The 15,221-nt window shown below is 72.1% G+C and carries 10 protein-coding genes; 6 read left to right on the top strand and 4 right to left on the bottom strand.

All coding sequences use genetic code 11. The features are described from left to right. The first annotated feature begins 223 nt into the window (after positions 1-223). Together AB0411_RS14985 and AB0411_RS14980 are read left to right on the top strand one after the other, a co-directional pair. A complete protein-coding gene (locus AB0411_RS14985) occupies positions 224-1,666 on the top strand; it encodes an amino acid permease (protein WP_366417697.1) in 1,443 nt (480 codons plus the stop codon). Positions 1,667-1,836: 170 nt separating this feature from the next. Next, complete coding sequence (locus tag AB0411_RS14980) at positions 1,837-2,478, top strand: superoxide dismutase (protein WP_366417696.1); 642 nt, start codon at positions 1,837-1,839, stop codon at positions 2,476-2,478. 132 nt (positions 2,479-2,610) lie between these two features. Here AB0411_RS14980 and AB0411_RS14975 read toward each other — a convergent pair whose 3' ends face one another. Further along, positions 2,611-3,255 carry a mycothiol-dependent nitroreductase Rv2466c family protein gene (locus AB0411_RS14975; protein ID WP_366417695.1) on the bottom strand — a complete coding sequence of 215 codons (645 nt, stop codon included), beginning with the start codon at positions 3,253-3,255 and terminating at the stop codon, positions 2,611-2,613. Between the two features lie 126 nt (positions 3,256-3,381). Between AB0411_RS14975 and pepN (AB0411_RS14970) the strand changes: the two genes are divergently transcribed. Both pepN (AB0411_RS14970) and AB0411_RS14965 read left to right on the top strand, forming a co-directional pair. Then, positions 3,382-5,970, top strand: a complete 2,589-nt coding sequence (gene pepN / locus AB0411_RS14970) for an aminopeptidase N (RefSeq protein WP_366417694.1) — start codon at positions 3,382-3,384, stop codon at positions 5,968-5,970. Between the two features lie 124 nt (positions 5,971-6,094). Then, positions 6,095-7,117 (top strand): hypothetical protein, encoded by a 1,023-nt coding sequence (locus tag AB0411_RS14965; RefSeq protein WP_366417693.1) that lies wholly within the window; start codon positions 6,095-6,097, stop codon positions 7,115-7,117. A 21-nt stretch (positions 7,118-7,138) separates the two neighbouring features. Here the strand turns inward: AB0411_RS14965 and AB0411_RS14960 are convergent, their stop codons facing one another. Then, positions 7,139-8,884, bottom strand: a complete 1,746-nt coding sequence (locus tag AB0411_RS14960; protein WP_366417692.1) for a TIGR03767 family metallophosphoesterase — start codon at positions 8,882-8,884, stop codon at positions 7,139-7,141. Between the two features lie 484 nt (positions 8,885-9,368). Here AB0411_RS14960 and AB0411_RS14955 point away from each other — a divergent pair, with 484 nt between their 5' ends. Beyond that, positions 9,369-10,400: an aspartate-semialdehyde dehydrogenase gene (locus AB0411_RS14955; RefSeq protein ID WP_366417691.1), complete on the top strand. Its 1,032-nt coding sequence runs from the start codon at positions 9,369-9,371 to the stop codon at positions 10,398-10,400. Between the two features lie 79 nt (positions 10,401-10,479). Here AB0411_RS14955 and AB0411_RS14950 read toward each other — a convergent pair whose 3' ends face one another. Beyond that, positions 10,480-11,031, bottom strand: coding sequence for a DUF1203 domain-containing protein (locus tag AB0411_RS14950; RefSeq protein WP_366417690.1), 552 nt, complete (start codon positions 11,029-11,031; stop codon positions 10,480-10,482). Between the two features lie 184 nt (positions 11,032-11,215). Here AB0411_RS14950 and pepN (AB0411_RS14945) point away from each other — a divergent pair, with 184 nt between their 5' ends. After that, positions 11,216-13,810 carry an aminopeptidase N gene (pepN, locus tag AB0411_RS14945; protein ID WP_366417689.1) on the top strand — a complete coding sequence of 865 codons (2,595 nt, stop codon included), beginning with the start codon at positions 11,216-11,218 and terminating at the stop codon, positions 13,808-13,810. A gap of 204 nt (positions 13,811-14,014) precedes the next feature. On the opposite strand, the gene alc is transcribed toward pepN (AB0411_RS14945), so the two are convergent. Continuing rightward, a complete protein-coding gene (gene alc, locus AB0411_RS14940) occupies positions 14,015-15,160 on the bottom strand; it encodes an allantoicase (RefSeq protein ID WP_366417688.1) in 1,146 nt (381 codons plus the stop codon). Between the last annotated feature and the right edge of the window lie 61 nt (positions 15,161-15,221).

Genomic DNA, 15,221 nt, shown 5'->3' with positions numbered 1-15,221 from the left:
GAATACCGAACATTCGCTGCACGACTGTTGCCCTGAGCGGACACCGGCGCTCAAACTGAGCCCGCTTTGCCGAGGACCCCGGATCCAGCCGTCGGCAGGCCCTGCGCGATCCGCCCGCCCCGGTGGGGGTCCAGGGGGCCCGTCAGCCTCTTCGCACCGGTCGCGGCCCGGGGAGAACGCAGTATCGCCTTGCTCCGCTCTCACCTACTGGGACAGGTACGACATGAATCGGACACCCTCGTCCGCCGCACCCGCGCGCGAGCACGGCGACGCGGTCCAGGGCGCCGGCCCGGGCAGCGATTCCACGCTGTCCAACGGCCTCAAGCAGCGCCACCTCTCGATGATCGCCCTGGGCGGGGTGATCGGCGCGGGACTGTTCGTCGGCTCCCGCGCCGGCATCGCGGCGGCCGGACCGTCGATCGTGCTCGCCTACGCCGTCTCCGGCGCGCTGGTCATGCTGATCATGCGGATGCTCGGCGAGATGGCCGCGGCGAATCCGGCCTCCGGCTCCTTCTCCGTGCACGCCGAGCGCTCCATAGGCTCCTGGGCCGGCTTCACGGCGGGCTGGATGTTCACCGCGCTGCTGTGCGTGGCGGTGGCCGCCGAGGCGCTGGGCGCCGCGGATGTGATGGTGCAGTGGTTCCCCGCCACCCAGCCGTGGATGTGGGTCCTGCTGTTCATGGTGATCTTCACGGGCACCAACCTCACCGCGGTCTCCAACTTCGGCGAGTTCGAGTTCTGGTTCGCCGCGCTGAAGGTCGCGGCGATCGGTGTCTTCCTCGTCCTGGGCGTGCTGGCCATCTTCGGCGTGCTGCCCGGCACCCACGCCCCGGGCACCTCGCACCTCACCGGTGACGGCGGCTTCCTCCCCAAGGGCGTGGACGGGCTGATGGTCGGCCTGCTGGCCTCGGTGTTCGCCTACGGCGGCCTGGAGACGGTGACCATCGCGGCCGCCGAGTCCAAGGACCCGGTGCGCGGTGTGGCCCGCGCGGTGCGCACCGCGATGTGGCGCATCGCCCTCTTCTACGTCGGCTCGATGGCGGTCATCGTCACCGTCATCCCCTGGAGCGCCCCCTCCATCGCCAAGAGCGGCCCGTACGTGGCGGTCCTGGACTACCTGAAGATCCCGGCGGCCGGCCAGATCATGAACGTGGTCATCCTGGTGGCGCTGCTCTCCGCGGTGAACGCCAACCTCTACGGCTCCTCGCGGATGGCCTACTCGCTGATCTCCCGCGGCCAGGGCCCGGCGTTCCTCGGCAAGGTCAGCGGCGGCGTCCCGCGCCGCGCCGTCCTGCTGTGCTCCGCCTTCGGCTTCCTCGCGGTCGTCTTCAGCTTCCTGTGGCCCACCACGGTCTTCCAGTGGCTGCTGAACATGGTCGGCGCGGCCGTCCTGGTGGTGTGGGGCTTCATCGCCACCGCCCAGCTGCGGATGCGCCGGATGCTGGAGCGCGAGTCGCCCGAGAAGCTCGTGGTGAAGATGTGGGCCTTCCCGGTCCTGACCTGGGTGGCGCTGGCGGGCATCGTCGCCGTGCTGCTGCTGATGCTGCGCGACGAGAGCCAGCGGATCCAGCTGCTGTTCACCGGCGGCTTCGGCGTGGTGCTGGCCGTGATCGGCCTCGTCCGGCAGCGGTCGCTGGGCAGGGGCGCGGGCCCGGCCGGGCAGTAGTACTTCCCCACTCCCCCGAGGCGGGGCGGGACCTCCCACCGAGGTCCCGCCCCGCCTCCGTCTTTGGGACCAGGCCGGTGCCCATGACCGGCCGATGATCACTCCTGCTGGTAGCGTGCTCTTGCACATAGTTCGCAATAAGAAGTCGTAAGCAGTTGGAGAGGCTCGGCATGGCCACCTACACACTTCCGGAACTTCCGTACGACTACTCGGCGCTGGCCCCGGTCATCAGCCCCGAGATCATCGAGCTGCACCACGACAAGCACCACGCGGCGTACGTGAAGGGCGCGAACGACACCCTGGAGCAGCTCGCCGAGGCCCGCGACAAGGAAGCGTGGGGCAACATCAACGGCCTGGAGAAGAACCTCGCGTTCCACCTCTCCGGCCACATCCTCCACAGCATCTACTGGCACAACATGACCGGCGACGGCGGCGGCGAGCCGCTGGAGAAGGACGGCGTGGGCGAGCTGGCCGACGCGATCGCCGAGTCCTTCGGCTCGTTCGCGAACTTCAAGGCCCAGCTGACCAAGGCCGCGGCCACCACCCAGGGCTCCGGCTGGGGCGTGCTGGCCTACGAGCCGGTCAGTGCCCGGCTGATCGTCGAGCAGGTCTACGACCACCAGGGCAACGTCGGGCAGGGCTCGGTCCCGGTCCTGGTCTTCGACGCCTGGGAGCACGCCTTCTACCTGCAGTACAAGAACCAGAAGGTGGACTTCATCGAGGCCATGTGGCAGGTCGTGAACTGGCAGGACGTCGCCAAGCGGTACGCGTCCGCCAAGGAGCGCGCGCACAGCCTGCTGCTGGCGCCGTAACGGCCCGGCCGCGGTCGCAGTCGTCCTGCCTCGTGATCGTCTTCTCACCGCTCACCCGGCAGGCGGAATGACGGAGCGCCTCCGCACGTCCGATACGTGCGGAGGCGCTCCCATGTGCCCGTGCGACCGGGATCAGTCGAAGACCGGCCCCTGGGTCCGCGTCCGCTTGATCTCGTAGAAGCCGGGGATGGACGCCACCATCAGCGTGCCGTCCCACAGCTTGGCGGCCTCCTCGCCCTTGGGGGCCGGGGTGACCACCGGGCCGAAGAAGGCGATCTGCTCGCCGTCGTGCCCGGGGACGGCGATGACGGGGGTGCCGACCTCCTGGCCGACCAGGTCGATGCCTTCCTTGTGGGAGGCGCGCAGCTCCGCGTCGTAGGTGTCCTTGTCGGCGTAGTCGATCAGGTCGGCGGGCAGGCCCGCGTCCTCCAGGGCGGCGGCGATGCTCTCGGGGGTCACCCCGAGGCCCTCGTTGTGGATGCGGGTGCCGAGGGCGGTGTAGAGCCGGCCCACGACCTCGTCGCCGTGCAGCTGCTGGGCGGCGATCACCACACGGACCGGGCCCCAGGCCTTGCCGCCGGGGCGCATGTTCTCGGCGTACTCCGCGGGGAGCTCGTCGAGCCGGTTCTCGTTGAGCACCGCCAGGCTCATCACGTGCCAGCGCACCTCGACCGGGCGGACCTTCTCCACCTCCAGCATCCAGCGTGAGGTCATCCAGGCCCAGGGGCACAGCGGGTCGAACCAGAAGTCTGCGGGGGTCGTCGCGGTGTCGGACACGGGGTCTCCTTCTGAGAGCGCGGCTGCGTCGGTAGGCGGTGCCGTTCTGTCGAAGGTTCAACCGACGGGGGGCGTGCCATGATTCCCGTTGTTCGATATTCGATACGAGGACGAGGGAGTCACGTCGTGCCAGGTGAGAATCTGTCCCGGGACGAGGCACGTGAGCGGGGCCGGCTGCTGAGCGTCGACGCGTACGACGTGGCGCTGGACGTCCGCTCCGCGATCGCCTCCGGTACGGCCGCGGAGACCTTCCGCTCCCGGACCACCCTGCGCTTCTCCTGTGCCGAGCCCGGCGCCTCGACCTTCGCCGACCTGCTGGCGCCCGCGGTCACCTCCGTCACCCTCAACGGCCGGGAGCTGGACCCCGCCGAGGTCTTCGACGGCACCCGGATCACGCTGGACGCGCTGGCCGCACGGAACACCCTCGTCGTCGACGCCCAGTGCGCCTACAGCCGGACCGGTGAGGGCCTGCACCGCTTCGTGGACCCCGAGGACGGCGAGGTCTACCTCTACACCCAGTACGAACCGGCCGACTCCCGCCGGGTCTTCGCCAACTTCGAACAGCCCGACCTGAAGGCCCCGTTCACCTTCGAGGTCACCGCCCCCGAGGGCTGGCGGGTGCTCAGCAACGGTGTGCAGGAGGGCGGGGCCGAGGGCGGACGGCACCGCTTCGCCACCACCGAGCCGATCTCGACGTACATCACGGCCGTGGTCGCCGGCCCCTACCACTACGTCCGCGACAGCTACCGGCGCACCTTCGAGGACGGCACCGAGCTGGAGATCCCGCTGGGCGCTCTGTGCCGCAAGGGCCTGGCGAAGCACTTCGACGCCGACGACATCTTCACCGTCACCAAGCAGGGCCTGGACTTCTTCCACGACCACTTCGACTTCCCCTACCCCTTCGGGAAGTACGACCAGGCCTTCGTCCCGGAGTACAACCTCGGGGCGATGGAGAACCCGGGCTGTGTCACCTTCCGCGAGGAGTTCGTCTTCCGCGGGAAGGTGACCCAGGCGTCGTACGAGAACCGGGCGAACGTCATCCTGCACGAGATGGCACACATGTGGTTCGGCGACCTGGTCACCATGCAGTGGTGGGACGACCTGTGGCTCAAGGAGTCCTACGCGGACTTCATGGGCGCCTTCGCGCTGGTGGGGGCGACGCGCTTCACCGACGGCTGGATCACCTTCGCCAACCGCCGCAAGTCCTGGGCCTACCGCGCCGACCAGCTGCCCTCCACCCACCCGGTCACCGCCGACATCCGGGACCTGGAGGACGCCAAGCTCAACTTCGACGGGATCACCTACGCCAAGGGCGCAGCCGTCCTCAAGCAGCTGGTGGCGTATGTGGGCCAGGACGCCTTCCTGGAGGGCGCCCGGCGCTACTTCAAGCGGCACGCCTACGGCAACACCCGGCTGACGGACCTGCTGGCGGTGCTGGAGGAGACCTCGGGCCGGGACCTGGCGGCCTGGTCGCGGGCCTGGCTGGAGACCGCGGGCGTCAACTCCCTGACCCCGCAGGTCACCTACGACGCCCAGGACCGGATCACCGAGCTGGGCATCCTCCAGGAGGCGGCCCCCTCGCACCCGCAGCTGCGGCCGCACCGGGTCGCGGTCGGCCTGTACCGGCGCCAGGACGCGGACTCGGCGCTGGTGCGCTACGCCCGCGCCGAGGTGGACGTCTCCGGGCCGCGGACCACCGTGCCCGAACTGGCCGGCCTCGAACGGCCCGAGCTGGTGCTGGTCAACGACGAGGACCTCACGTACGCCAAGGTCCGGTTCGACGAGGGCTCGCTGGCCACCCTGCGGGCCCGGCTCGGCGACCTGACCGACCCGATGGCACGGGCGGTGTGCTGGGCCGCGCTGTGGGGTCTGACCCGCGACGGGCTGATGCCGGCCCGCGACTACCTCGACCTGGTGCGCCGGTTCGCCGGCCGGGAGACCGACATCGGGGTGCTGCAGTCGCTGCACGCCCAGGCGCAGACGGCGCTGGAGCAGTACTCCGCGCCGGAGGGCCGGGAGCGGGCCGCCAGGGAACTGGCCGAGGGCGCCCTGCACGAGCTGCGGCTCGCCGATCCCGGCAGCGGCCACCAGCTCGCCTGGGCGCGGCACTTCACCGCCGTCGCCACCACCCCGGCCGACCTCCAGCTGCTCCAGGGCCTGCTGGACGGCACGGCGAAGATCGACGGCCTGGACGTGGACCAGGAGCTGCGCTGGGCGATCCTGGAGCCGCTGGCGGCGCACGGCGTCGCGGACGAGGCCGTGCTCGCCGCCGAGCTGGCCCGCGACAACACCGCCTCCGGCAAGCGCCACCAGGTGCGCTGCCTGGCCGCCCGCCCCTCGGCCGAGGTCAAGGAGCAGGCCTGGGCGCAGGTCGTGGAGTCCGATGTGCTCTCCAACGCCCTGGTGGAGGCGACGGTCGCCGGGTTCGCGCAGTTCGGGCAGCCGGAGCTGCTGGCCCCGTATCTGCCGCGCTACTTCGCGGCGGTCGAGCGGGTGTGGCGGGAGCGCTCCATCGAGATCGCGATGGACGTGGTGCACGGGCTGTTCCCGGCCTGGCTGGTGGAGCAGGCCACCCTGGACGCCGCGGACGGCTGGCTGGACGGGCACCCGCAGGCGGCGCCCGCGCTGCGCCGGCTGGTCCTGGAGAAGCGGGACGATCTGGCACGGGCACTGCGGGCACAGGCTTGTGACGAGGCGGCCGGTCCGAGGCCGTAACCCCCGGGGCGACCAGCTCCTTTCGGCAGTCGAACGCCCGTACTTTAGTACAGGGTTGTCCGGTTTGTGGTACGGGCGTGTAACAGCGGTTAGGGGGCGGAGCGGGTGCGGGAATCGAGGTGACATGAACCACGACACCCCGCTCTCCCCCCTCCCCCTCCGTCACCTCTCCGAGGCGCAGTGCCGGGTGATGACCACCCGTCAGCTGCGCGAGCACGGCATCCCGGCCGCGGAGACCACCGAACGCTGCCGCGCCGGCGGCCCCTGGCAGCAACTGCTCCCCGGCATCTATCTGCTGCACGCGGGTCCGCCCACCAGCGAGGAACGGCTGCATGCGGCCCTGCTGTACGCCAGCCACCGGGGTCTGGCGGTGCCCCGGCAGAGCGCCGAGTCCGCGGACGCCCCCGAGGCGATGATCACCGGCCTGGCGGCGCTCGCCCTGCACGGCTTCACCGAGGCGCCCCCGCTGCTCGCCCTGGACCGCATCGAGGTGCTGGTGGCCCGTACCCGGCGGCTGCGCTCGACCGGCTTCGCGCGGATCGTACGGACCGTGGAGCTGCCCGTCGCGCAGGAGATCACCGGGGTGCCGGCCGCGCCGGTGCCGCGCGCGGTGGCGGACGCGGTCGCCTCGCTCACCGATGCGGCGACGGTGCGCCGGCTGCTGACCGAGGCGGTGCGCGGCGGCCACTGCGAGGCGACGTCGGTGGTGCGGGAGCTGAGCCGGGCCCGGCTGCTGACCCGGCCGCACGTGGTGGACGCGGTGGACACCCTGCTGGCCGAGGGCCGGGCGCTGGCCGAGCAGCGGCTCTACGCGATGGTGCGCGCCCACGGCCTGCCGGACCCGCTGTGGAACGTCGAGCTGCGGCTGCCGGGCGGGCCGCACCTGGGCGGCGTGGACGCCTTCTGGCCGGAGCACGCGGTGGCCCTGGAGATCGACACCCGGGCGCCGCGCCCCGAGGAGGACCCGCTGCAGTCGCCGTTCTTCCACAAGCGCGAGCATCTGGAGCGGCTGGGCATCACCGTCGTCCGCTGCCTGCCGCGCACCCTGCGCACGTCCCCCGAGCAGCAGGCCGCGGTGATCCGTACGGCGCTGATGGCGGCGGGCGACCGGGAGCCGAGCGCGTATGTGGTGGTGCTGCCGCGCTAGGGAGGTGTCTCCCCGTGCCCGTCAGTGCCGCTTGAGCAGCAGTTCGACGTTGCGGTCCCCGGCCGTGCCCGCCAGGTCCGTACGGGCCTTGGGGGCGTTGAAGGAGAGCTCGCGGTAGAGGGCCGCCAGTCCGGTCTGCGAGAGGTCGTCGAAGTCCGTGCGGTGCGGGGCGGCCGACTCGATCAGGGTGGTGAACAGCGACAGCGTGCCGTCGTGGTTGTCCACCAGCTCGATGACCCGGGCCAGCTGCGGGAAGTCGATGTGCGAGGCGGTGGAGATCTCCCAGAAGCCGTCGTGCGCGAGGATCTCGTTCTTGTGGCTGTGGCCGTTGACCCAGCCGACGACGGCGGGGTGCGCGGACAGCACCTCCACCAGTTCGGCGCCGCTGTGCCGCCGCTCGTGCGGGTGGGCCGGGTCGGGCCGGGTGTTGTTCATCGTCTTGCTGGTGTGGTGGCTGAAGACCAGCACGTGGGCCTTCTCCCCCTGCTCGTTCTCCTTCAGCGTCCGCTCCAGCCAGCGCAGCTGGGCGTCGCCGACCGAGCCGGTGTAGTGGCCGCCGGGGTCGGTGGTGTCCAGGCTGATCCCGAGGACGTGGTCGGAGATCCGGAAGGTGTAGTAGAGCCGGTTCCCTTCGAGGTGCGCGGAGGTGTAGCCGTGGCCGTGCGGACCGGGGCCGGTGTGCGCCGGGTCGAGGTGGGCGCGCAGGTACTCGGCCCGGGTGAAGGGGGCGCGCCGCTCGTCGGGGGTGACCTGCCTGGTCTGCTTGGCGTGCGCCGTCAGCAGCCGCTTGAAGTCCGCCCCCTGGGGGTCGAGGCCGTCCTTGACCGCCTTCCAGACCTTTGCGGCCTCGGCGGCGGGCAGCGTCTCCAGCTTGCGGTCGCCGGTGGCGATCTCGGTCCAGAAGGGGTCGCCCGGCGCGTAGCACCCACCGGGCAGCGAGTCGTGGTTGCCGACCGTCGAGTACCACGGCAGCCGCAGCCCCGGGCTGTGGACGGTGCGGATCGCGGCGTCGAGGAACCCGTCCAGCCGCGGGAAGCCCACCTGCTTGTCGGCGTCGCGCAGCGCGCTCTCCGGCTGCCAGTACAGCTTCAGGCCGCTGTCCTGGACGCCTTCGTAGCGGCGCGGGTCGCCGGAGTTCGGGGTGATCCGGCCGCCGCTCATCGCGGTCAGGAACCACTCCAGCTCCAGCTTGGAGTTGTTGTCGGTGTTGTCGCCGGTGGTCATCACGAAGGACAGCGGGGCGCCGGTGGCCGGTCCGCCGGGCAGCGCGTTGACCCGTTCGATCAGCGAGACGACCCCGGCCACCGACAGCGCCTCCTGCGGCCGCCAGGCGCTGGCGGTCTCGGCACGCAGGTACTCGTAGCGCAGCGGGCTCTGCACATCGACCAGGTGCAGGTCGGTGAACTGCACGAACGACGCCAGCGCGGTGCGCCGCCGGTCGCGCCCGCCGTGTGCCGCGGCGAGGTCGGCGCGCACCACCCGCTTCCAGGCGGGGCCGTCGGTGAGCCGGCGGTAGCCTCCGCTGCCGCGCGGCGCGGACACCCCGGCGAGGGTGGTGCCGCGGGTGTACGGGGTGCGGGGGACGGCCGGGGCCTCGACCGGGGCGGGCGCGGCCGGGGCCGGGCCGGAGGTGACGGTGGCGGCCTGGGCCTGCCGGTCCGGGCCGACGCCGAAGGCGAGCCCGAGCCCGGTGGCGGCGCCGACCGCTCCGGTGGCGGTGAGGAACGTACGGCGGTCGAAGGTGGCGGCGGACCGTATACGGGACATACGCGGGCTCCCCGGGTGCGAACGCAAAGGCGGCCGGGCAGCACAACTGCCCTGTCACCTGGGATGGTTGGCACCGGGGGTGACCGGTGCGTGAACGCCACCGCAACGCGGAGAACCCATCACCGCACGAGGATCTGCCGGTCATCTGCCGGCCACGGAGCCCTGCCCGGCGGTGCGGCCGGCGGTCACCGGCTGTTCATCCCCCGGGGTAGCCGGACCGCCCGGCACCGCCCCGGCACCCTCCCGGACCGCTCGCCCCGGGAGCCTCCCCGGCGCCCCTCCGGGGACCGCGCGCGGTACCGCGCCGGCGCCCGCCCCGTACGCACCGTGAGCACACCGGCGCACTACGCACCGGTAGGGCCACCCGACCCGCCACGGAACGGAACGGATTGGACAACGCGACGGGTATCACACACATGATGGAGGCACCACTGAGCAGGTGTTCCGAGCAGACACCCATGTCAGGCCAGAAAGAAGGAGTCCCATGAGGATCGGAATCGTCGGAGCCACCGGTCAGGTCGGCGGCGTGGTGCGAGGCATCCTCGCCGAGCGGAACTTCCCGGTCGAGCAGCTGCGGCTGTTCGCTTCGGCCCGGTCCGCCGGACGTACCCTGCCCTGGCAGGACACCGAGATCACGGTCGAGGACGCGGCCACCGCCGACTACTCGGCACTGGACATCGTGATCTTCTCGGCGGGCGGCGCCACGTCCAAGGCGCTGGCCGAGAAGGTCGCCGACGCCGGCCCGGTCGTGATCGACAACTCCTCGGCCTGGCGCCGTGACCCCCAGGTCCCGCTGGTCGTCTCCGAGGTCAACCCGTCGGCGATCACCGACCGGCCCAAGGGCATCATCGCCAACCCGAACTGCACCACCATGGCCGCGATGCCCGTGCTGCGCCCGCTGCACGAGGAGGCCGGCCTGGTCTCCCTGGTCGTCGCCACCTACCAGGCGGTCTCCGGCAGCGGTCTGGCCGGTGTGGAGGAGCTGGACGGCCAGGTCCGCAAGGCCGTCGAGCAGGACGCCACCAAGCTGACGCACGACGGCGCGTCCGTCGAGTTCCCCGAGCCGGACAAGTACGTCCGCCCGATCGCCTTCAACGTGCTGCCGATGGCCGGCTCGATCGTCGACGACGGTCTGAACGAGACCGACGAGGAGCAGAAGCTCCGCCACGAGAGCCGCAAGATCCTGGAGATCCCGGAGCTGAAGGTGTCCGGCACCTGCGTCCGCGTCCCGGTCTTCACCGGCCACTCGCTGCAGGTCAACGCCCGCTTCGCGCGCCCGATCAGCCCGGCCCGCGCCCAGGAGCTGCTGGCCGGCGCCCCCGGCGTCACCCTCTCGGACGTCCCCACCCCGCTCCAGGCCGCCGGCCAGGACGCGTCCTTCGTGGGCCGGATCCGCGAGGACGAGACCGCCGAGAACGGCCTGGCGCTGTTCGTCTCCAACGACAACCTCCGCAAGGGCGCGGCGCTGAATGCCGTCCAGATCGCGGAGCTGGTCGCCGCGGAGCTGCGCGGCTGACCGCACCCCACGCACCAGCGGCGGGTGCCCGTACGGAGTCTCCGTACGGGCACCCGCCGTTTCCGTATGCGTTTCCGGGCTAGCGTTCCGGCCGGACCTCGAAGTGGAAGCAGCCGTACTCCACGGCCCGTACGTGCACCAGCGCCGTCTCCGGGTCCGCGAACGCCTCCCCCAGGGCGGCGTCGAACGCGGCCTCGGCGTCCTCGGGGACCTCCAGGCAGCGGCCGCCGATGATCTGGCCCCGGGCGTTGTAGCGGCGCAGCACGCGCAGCGCTCCGGCCCCCACGGCGGGATACCGGCCGTCCGGCCCGCCGCACGCCGCGGCGTGGATGAACACCGGCCCCTGCTCGTCGTACGCCCCGGGCTCCGCCCCGGTCCCGGCCGCCCAGCGGCGCAACGGCGCATACGACACCAGCGCCACCCGCTCACCGGCCCGGACCTCGAGCAGACAGCAGCGCAGCGGCGCCCCGACGGCGTCCTGCGGCACCCCGTCCTCCCGTGCGGTGAACGGTTCGGCGGGCCGCCCGGCGTCGTCGGTGACCCGCAGCTCCTCCAGCGCGGTCCGGGGGATGGCGAGAGCGGTGTAGTCGGTCGTCTGCGGGCGGGCCGGGTGCGCGGTGTGGGTCGTCATGGCTCCAGGATCGGCGTCGCGGGCGTGCGGCGCTGGCGGGAACCGGACGCCGCGCTGCGGGCGGCGGTGCGGCGGGCGCCGGCCCGGCGGCGCCCGATCCCCGGCTGCCCACGATCAAGGGACCCGTGCCGTGGAAGGATGACGCGAACGCCGCATACGAGGACGCTTACGAGGAGATGACCTGGTGCCTGGCACGAATCTGACCCGCGAAGAGGCGCAGCAGCGGGCGCGCCTGCTGACCGTGGACGCGTATGAGATCGATCTCGACCTCTCCGGCGCGCAGGAAGGGGGTACCCCGGGCGACGCCGGGAACGGGGGCGGCACCTACCGGTCGGTGACGACGGTGCGGTTCGACGTCGCCGAGGCGGGCGCGGACTCCTTCATCGACCTGGTCGCGCCGGCCGTGCACGAGGTGCTGCTCAACGGCGAGGCGCTGGACCCGGGCACGGTGTTCCAGGACTCGCGGATCGCGCTGCCCGGACTGCGGGCCGGCCGCAACGAGCTGCGGGTGGTCGCGGACTGCGCCTACACCAACACCGGCGAGGGACTGCACCGCTTCGTCGACCCGGTGGACCAACAGGCCTACCTCTACACGCAGTTCGAGGTCCCGGACGCGCGGCGGGTGTTCGCCTCCTTCGAGCAGCCGGACCTGAAGGCGACGTTCCAGTTCACCGTGAAGGCCCCGGAGGGCTGGACGGTGATCTCCAACTCGCCGACGCCGGAGCCGGCCGGCACCGTCTGGCGCTTCGCGCCGACGCCGCGGATCTCCACGTACATCACGGCGCTGATCGCCGGTCCTTACCACAGCGTGCACAGCTCGTACGAGAAGGACGGGCGGACGGTGCCGCTGGGCATCTACTGCCGTCCCTCGCTGGCCGAGCACCTCGACGCGGAGGAGATCTTCGCGGTCACCCGGCAGGGCTTCGACTGGTTCCAGGAGAAGTTCGACTACGCCTACCCCTTCGAGAAGTACGACCAGCTCTTCGTGCCGGAGTTCAACGCCGGCGCGATGGAGAACGCGGGCGCGGTGACCATCCGCGACCAGTACGTCTTCCGGTCGAAGGTGACGGACGCGGCGTACGAGGTGCGTGCGGAGACGATCCTGCACGAGCTGGCCCACATGTGGTTCGGCGACCTGGTCACCATGGAGTGGTGGAACGACCTGTGGCTGAACGAGTCGTTCGCCACCTACACCTCGATCGCCTGCCAGGCGTACGCCCCGGGCTCCAGGTGGCCGCACTCGTGGACCACGTTCGCCAACTCCATGAAGACCTGGGCCTACCGGCAGGACCAGCTGCCGTCCACCCACCCGATCATGGCCGAGATCAACGACCTCGACGACGTCCTGGTCAACTTCGACGGCATCACCTACGCCAAGGGCGCCAGCGTCCTCAAGCAGCTGGTCGCCTACGTCGGCATGGACGAGTTCTTCCAGGGCGTCCAGGCCTACTTCAAGGCGCACGCCTACGGCAACACCCGGCTGTCGGACCTGCTCGGCGCGCTGGAGGAGACCAGCGGGCGGGACCTGAAGACCTGGTCGAAGAAGTGGCTGGAGACGGCCGGGATCAACATCCTGCGGCCGGAGATCGAGGTGGACGCCGACGGCGTCATCACCTCCTTCGCCGTCCGGCAGGAGGCCCCGGCGCTGCCGGCCGGCGCCAAGGGCGAGCCCGTGCTGCGGCCGCACCGGATCGCGGTCGGCGCCTACGACCTCCAGGACGGCAAGCTGGTGCGCACCCGGCGGATCGAGCTGGACGTGGACGGGGAGCTGACGCCCGTGCCGCAGCTGACGGGCGAGCCGCGGCCGGCCGTGCTGCTCCTCAACGACGACGACCTGTCGTACGCCAAGGTCCGGCTGGACGAGGAGTCGCTGAAGACCGTCACCGAGCACCTCGGCGACTTCACCGAGTCGCTGCCGCGCGCCCTGTCGTGGGCCTCGGCCTGGGACATGACGCGCGACGGCGAACTGGCCACCCGCGACTACCTGGCGCTGGTGCTGTCCGGCATCGGCAAGGAGTCGGACATCGGCGTCGTCCAGTCGCTGCACCGCCAGGTGAAGCTGGCGCTGGACCTGTACGCGGCCCCGGACTGGCGCGAGACGGGACTCGCGACCTGGACGGCGGCGGCGCTGGAGCAGCTGCGGGCGGCCGAGCCGGGCAGCGACCACCAGCTGGCCTGGGCCCGCGCGTTCGCCGCCGCGGCCCGTACCGACGACCAGCTGGACCTGCTGCAGGGCCTGTTGGACGGGACGCAGGAGATCCCCGGGCTCGCCGTGGACACCGAGCTGCGCTGGGCGCTGGTGCACCGGCTGGCGGCCACCGGCCGGGCGGACGAGAAGGCCATCGCGGCGGAGCTGGACCGGGACAAGACCTCCGCGGGCGAGCGGTACGCCGCCACGTCCCGCGCGGCGCGCCCCACGGCGGAGGCGAAGGCCGAGGCCTGGGCGTCGGTCGTGGAGTCCGACCGGCTCCCCAACTCCCTGCAGGAGTCCGTCATCGGCGGCTTCGTCCAGACCGACCAGCGGGAGCTGCTGGCGTCCTACACCGCGAAGTACTTCGACGCGGTCAAGGACATCTGGAACGCCCGCAGCCACGAGATGGCGCAGCAGATCGCGGTGGGCCTCTACCCGGCGCTGCAGGTCTCGCAGGAGACGCTGGACGCCACGGACGCCTGGCTGGCGTCGGCCGAGCCGAGCGCGGCGCTGCGCCGGCTGATGACGGAGTCGCGCGCGGGCATCGAGCGGGCGCTGAAGGCGCAGGCCGCGGACGCGGCGGCCTGACCGTCCCCCGTGGCGGGGTCCGCCCTCGCGGATCCCGCCCGGCCCCTCGGGGGCTCTCGCCGTGGCGGCGGGAGCCCCCTTTCGCCGCCACGGCCGGTGGGAGCGCCCGGCGGACGGGAGCCGGCCTCGTCCGTACGCCGGGCACGCCGGTGTCCGCCGGGTCCCGCCCCCTCCCGCGGGGCCCGGCGGAAGAGGGGGTGCGGCTCAGCCGCCGAGAGCGGTGAAGCGGCCGCCGAGGGCGGCGCGGCCCGCCGCGGTGAGGTTGCCGTGCAGGCGCAGCCGCGCCAGGCCGCCGTCGGGGAAGACGTCCAGCCGTACGTGGGTGGCGGTCACGGCCGCCGGCAGCCGGAAGCGGTGCGGGGTGTCGGGCTGGAGCTTGGTCTTCGGCAGGATCTCGAACCAGGAGGCCTCGTCGGACGGGTCGCCGTCGCACCCCGACAGGGCGGCCCAGCCCGCGGAGTTGCCCTTGAGGTAGGCGGTGTCGATCTCCACGGCGCGGATCTCGCCCTGGGCGGCGAGCCGGAAGCGCACCCAGTCGTTGGTGCCCCTGACCCGGCGGCGGCGGTTCTCCCAACCGTCGTCCATCTTGCGGGACAGGTCGGGCCGGATGAGCTGGGCGGGCGAGGAGTAGAAGCGGTCGGAGGCGTCCTCGACGGTGCCGCCGTGCAGCACGGACGCCAGGTCGAGGGTGCCGAGCACATCGAGCCACTCCGGGTCCGGCACGACCTCGCCGTGGACCCTCAGGCGGGCTATCCCGCCGTCGGGGTGCTGCTTGAGCCGCAGGTGGGTGAAGCGGCGCTCCACGGTGACCGCGAAGCCGTTGGCGGCGTGGCCGCGGACGGGGGTGCGCGGGACCAGTTCCTCCCACTTCACCTCGTCGGCGAGCAGTTCCTCGGGGCCGGGGCTGCCCGGGAGCGCGGTGGCCTCGACGGTGATCTGCTGGGGGTAGTTGCCCCGGAAGTGGGCGGTGTCGACGATGACGCCGCGGATCACGCCGGGGGCGGCGAGACGGATCAGGGCCCAGTCGTGCTCGTCGTCGGCCGGGAAGGGGTGGTCGCCGTCGGCGCCGCGGCGGCGCCGGGTCTCCCAGCCGTCCATGATCTTGCCCTTGTGGCCGAAGTGCTCGGGGTCGAAGACCGCCGGGGTGGGCTTCAGCAGGTTCTCGCGCTCGGCGAAGAACTCGTCGTTCGCGGCGATCACCCCGGCGCCGAGGCGGCGGTCGGCGAGGTCGACGAGCGAGGTGAAGGGGAAGTCGCCGCCGCGGTAGTCGGCGTAGGGGTCTCCGCCGCCGTACGGGTTCGCGTCGTTGGCGTGCGGATCGGTGGCGTGGGCGGCCGGTTCGGCGGTCATCGTGGCCTTTCGACGAGGTGAGCGGTGCGGACCGCTCCACGGTCGCAGCGGCTCACCCCTC

The sequence above is a fragment of the Streptomyces angustmyceticus genome, assembly GCF_040701845.1.
GTDB classification, from domain to species: Bacteria; Actinomycetota; Actinomycetes; order Streptomycetales; family Streptomycetaceae; genus Streptomyces; species Streptomyces angustmyceticus_A.
The sequence above is the reverse complement of the archived record's forward strand: the minus strand, read 5'-3'. Positions and strand labels throughout refer to the sequence as shown.

Coding starts and splice junctions, on each gene's coding strand:
- AB0411_RS14985 (WP_366417697.1), top strand. CDS start 224: ATGAATCGGACACCCTCGTCCGCCGCACCCGCGCGCGAGCACGGCGAC.
- AB0411_RS14980 (WP_366417696.1), top strand. CDS start 1,837: ATGGCCACCTACACACTTCCGGAACTTCCGTACGACTACTCGGCGCTG.
- AB0411_RS14965 (WP_366417693.1), top strand. CDS start 6,095: ATGAACCACGACACCCCGCTCTCCCCCCTCCCCCTCCGTCACCTCTCC.
- AB0411_RS14960 (WP_366417692.1), bottom strand. CDS start 8,884: ATGTCCCGTATACGGTCCGCCGCCACCTTCGACCGCCGTACGTTCCTC.
- AB0411_RS14955 (WP_366417691.1), top strand. CDS start 9,369: ATGAGGATCGGAATCGTCGGAGCCACCGGTCAGGTCGGCGGCGTGGTG.
- AB0411_RS14950 (WP_366417690.1), bottom strand. CDS start 11,031: ATGACGACCCACACCGCGCACCCGGCCCGCCCGCAGACGACCGACTAC.
- alc (WP_366417688.1), bottom strand. CDS start 15,160: ATGACCGCCGAACCGGCCGCCCACGCCACCGATCCGCACGCCAACGAC.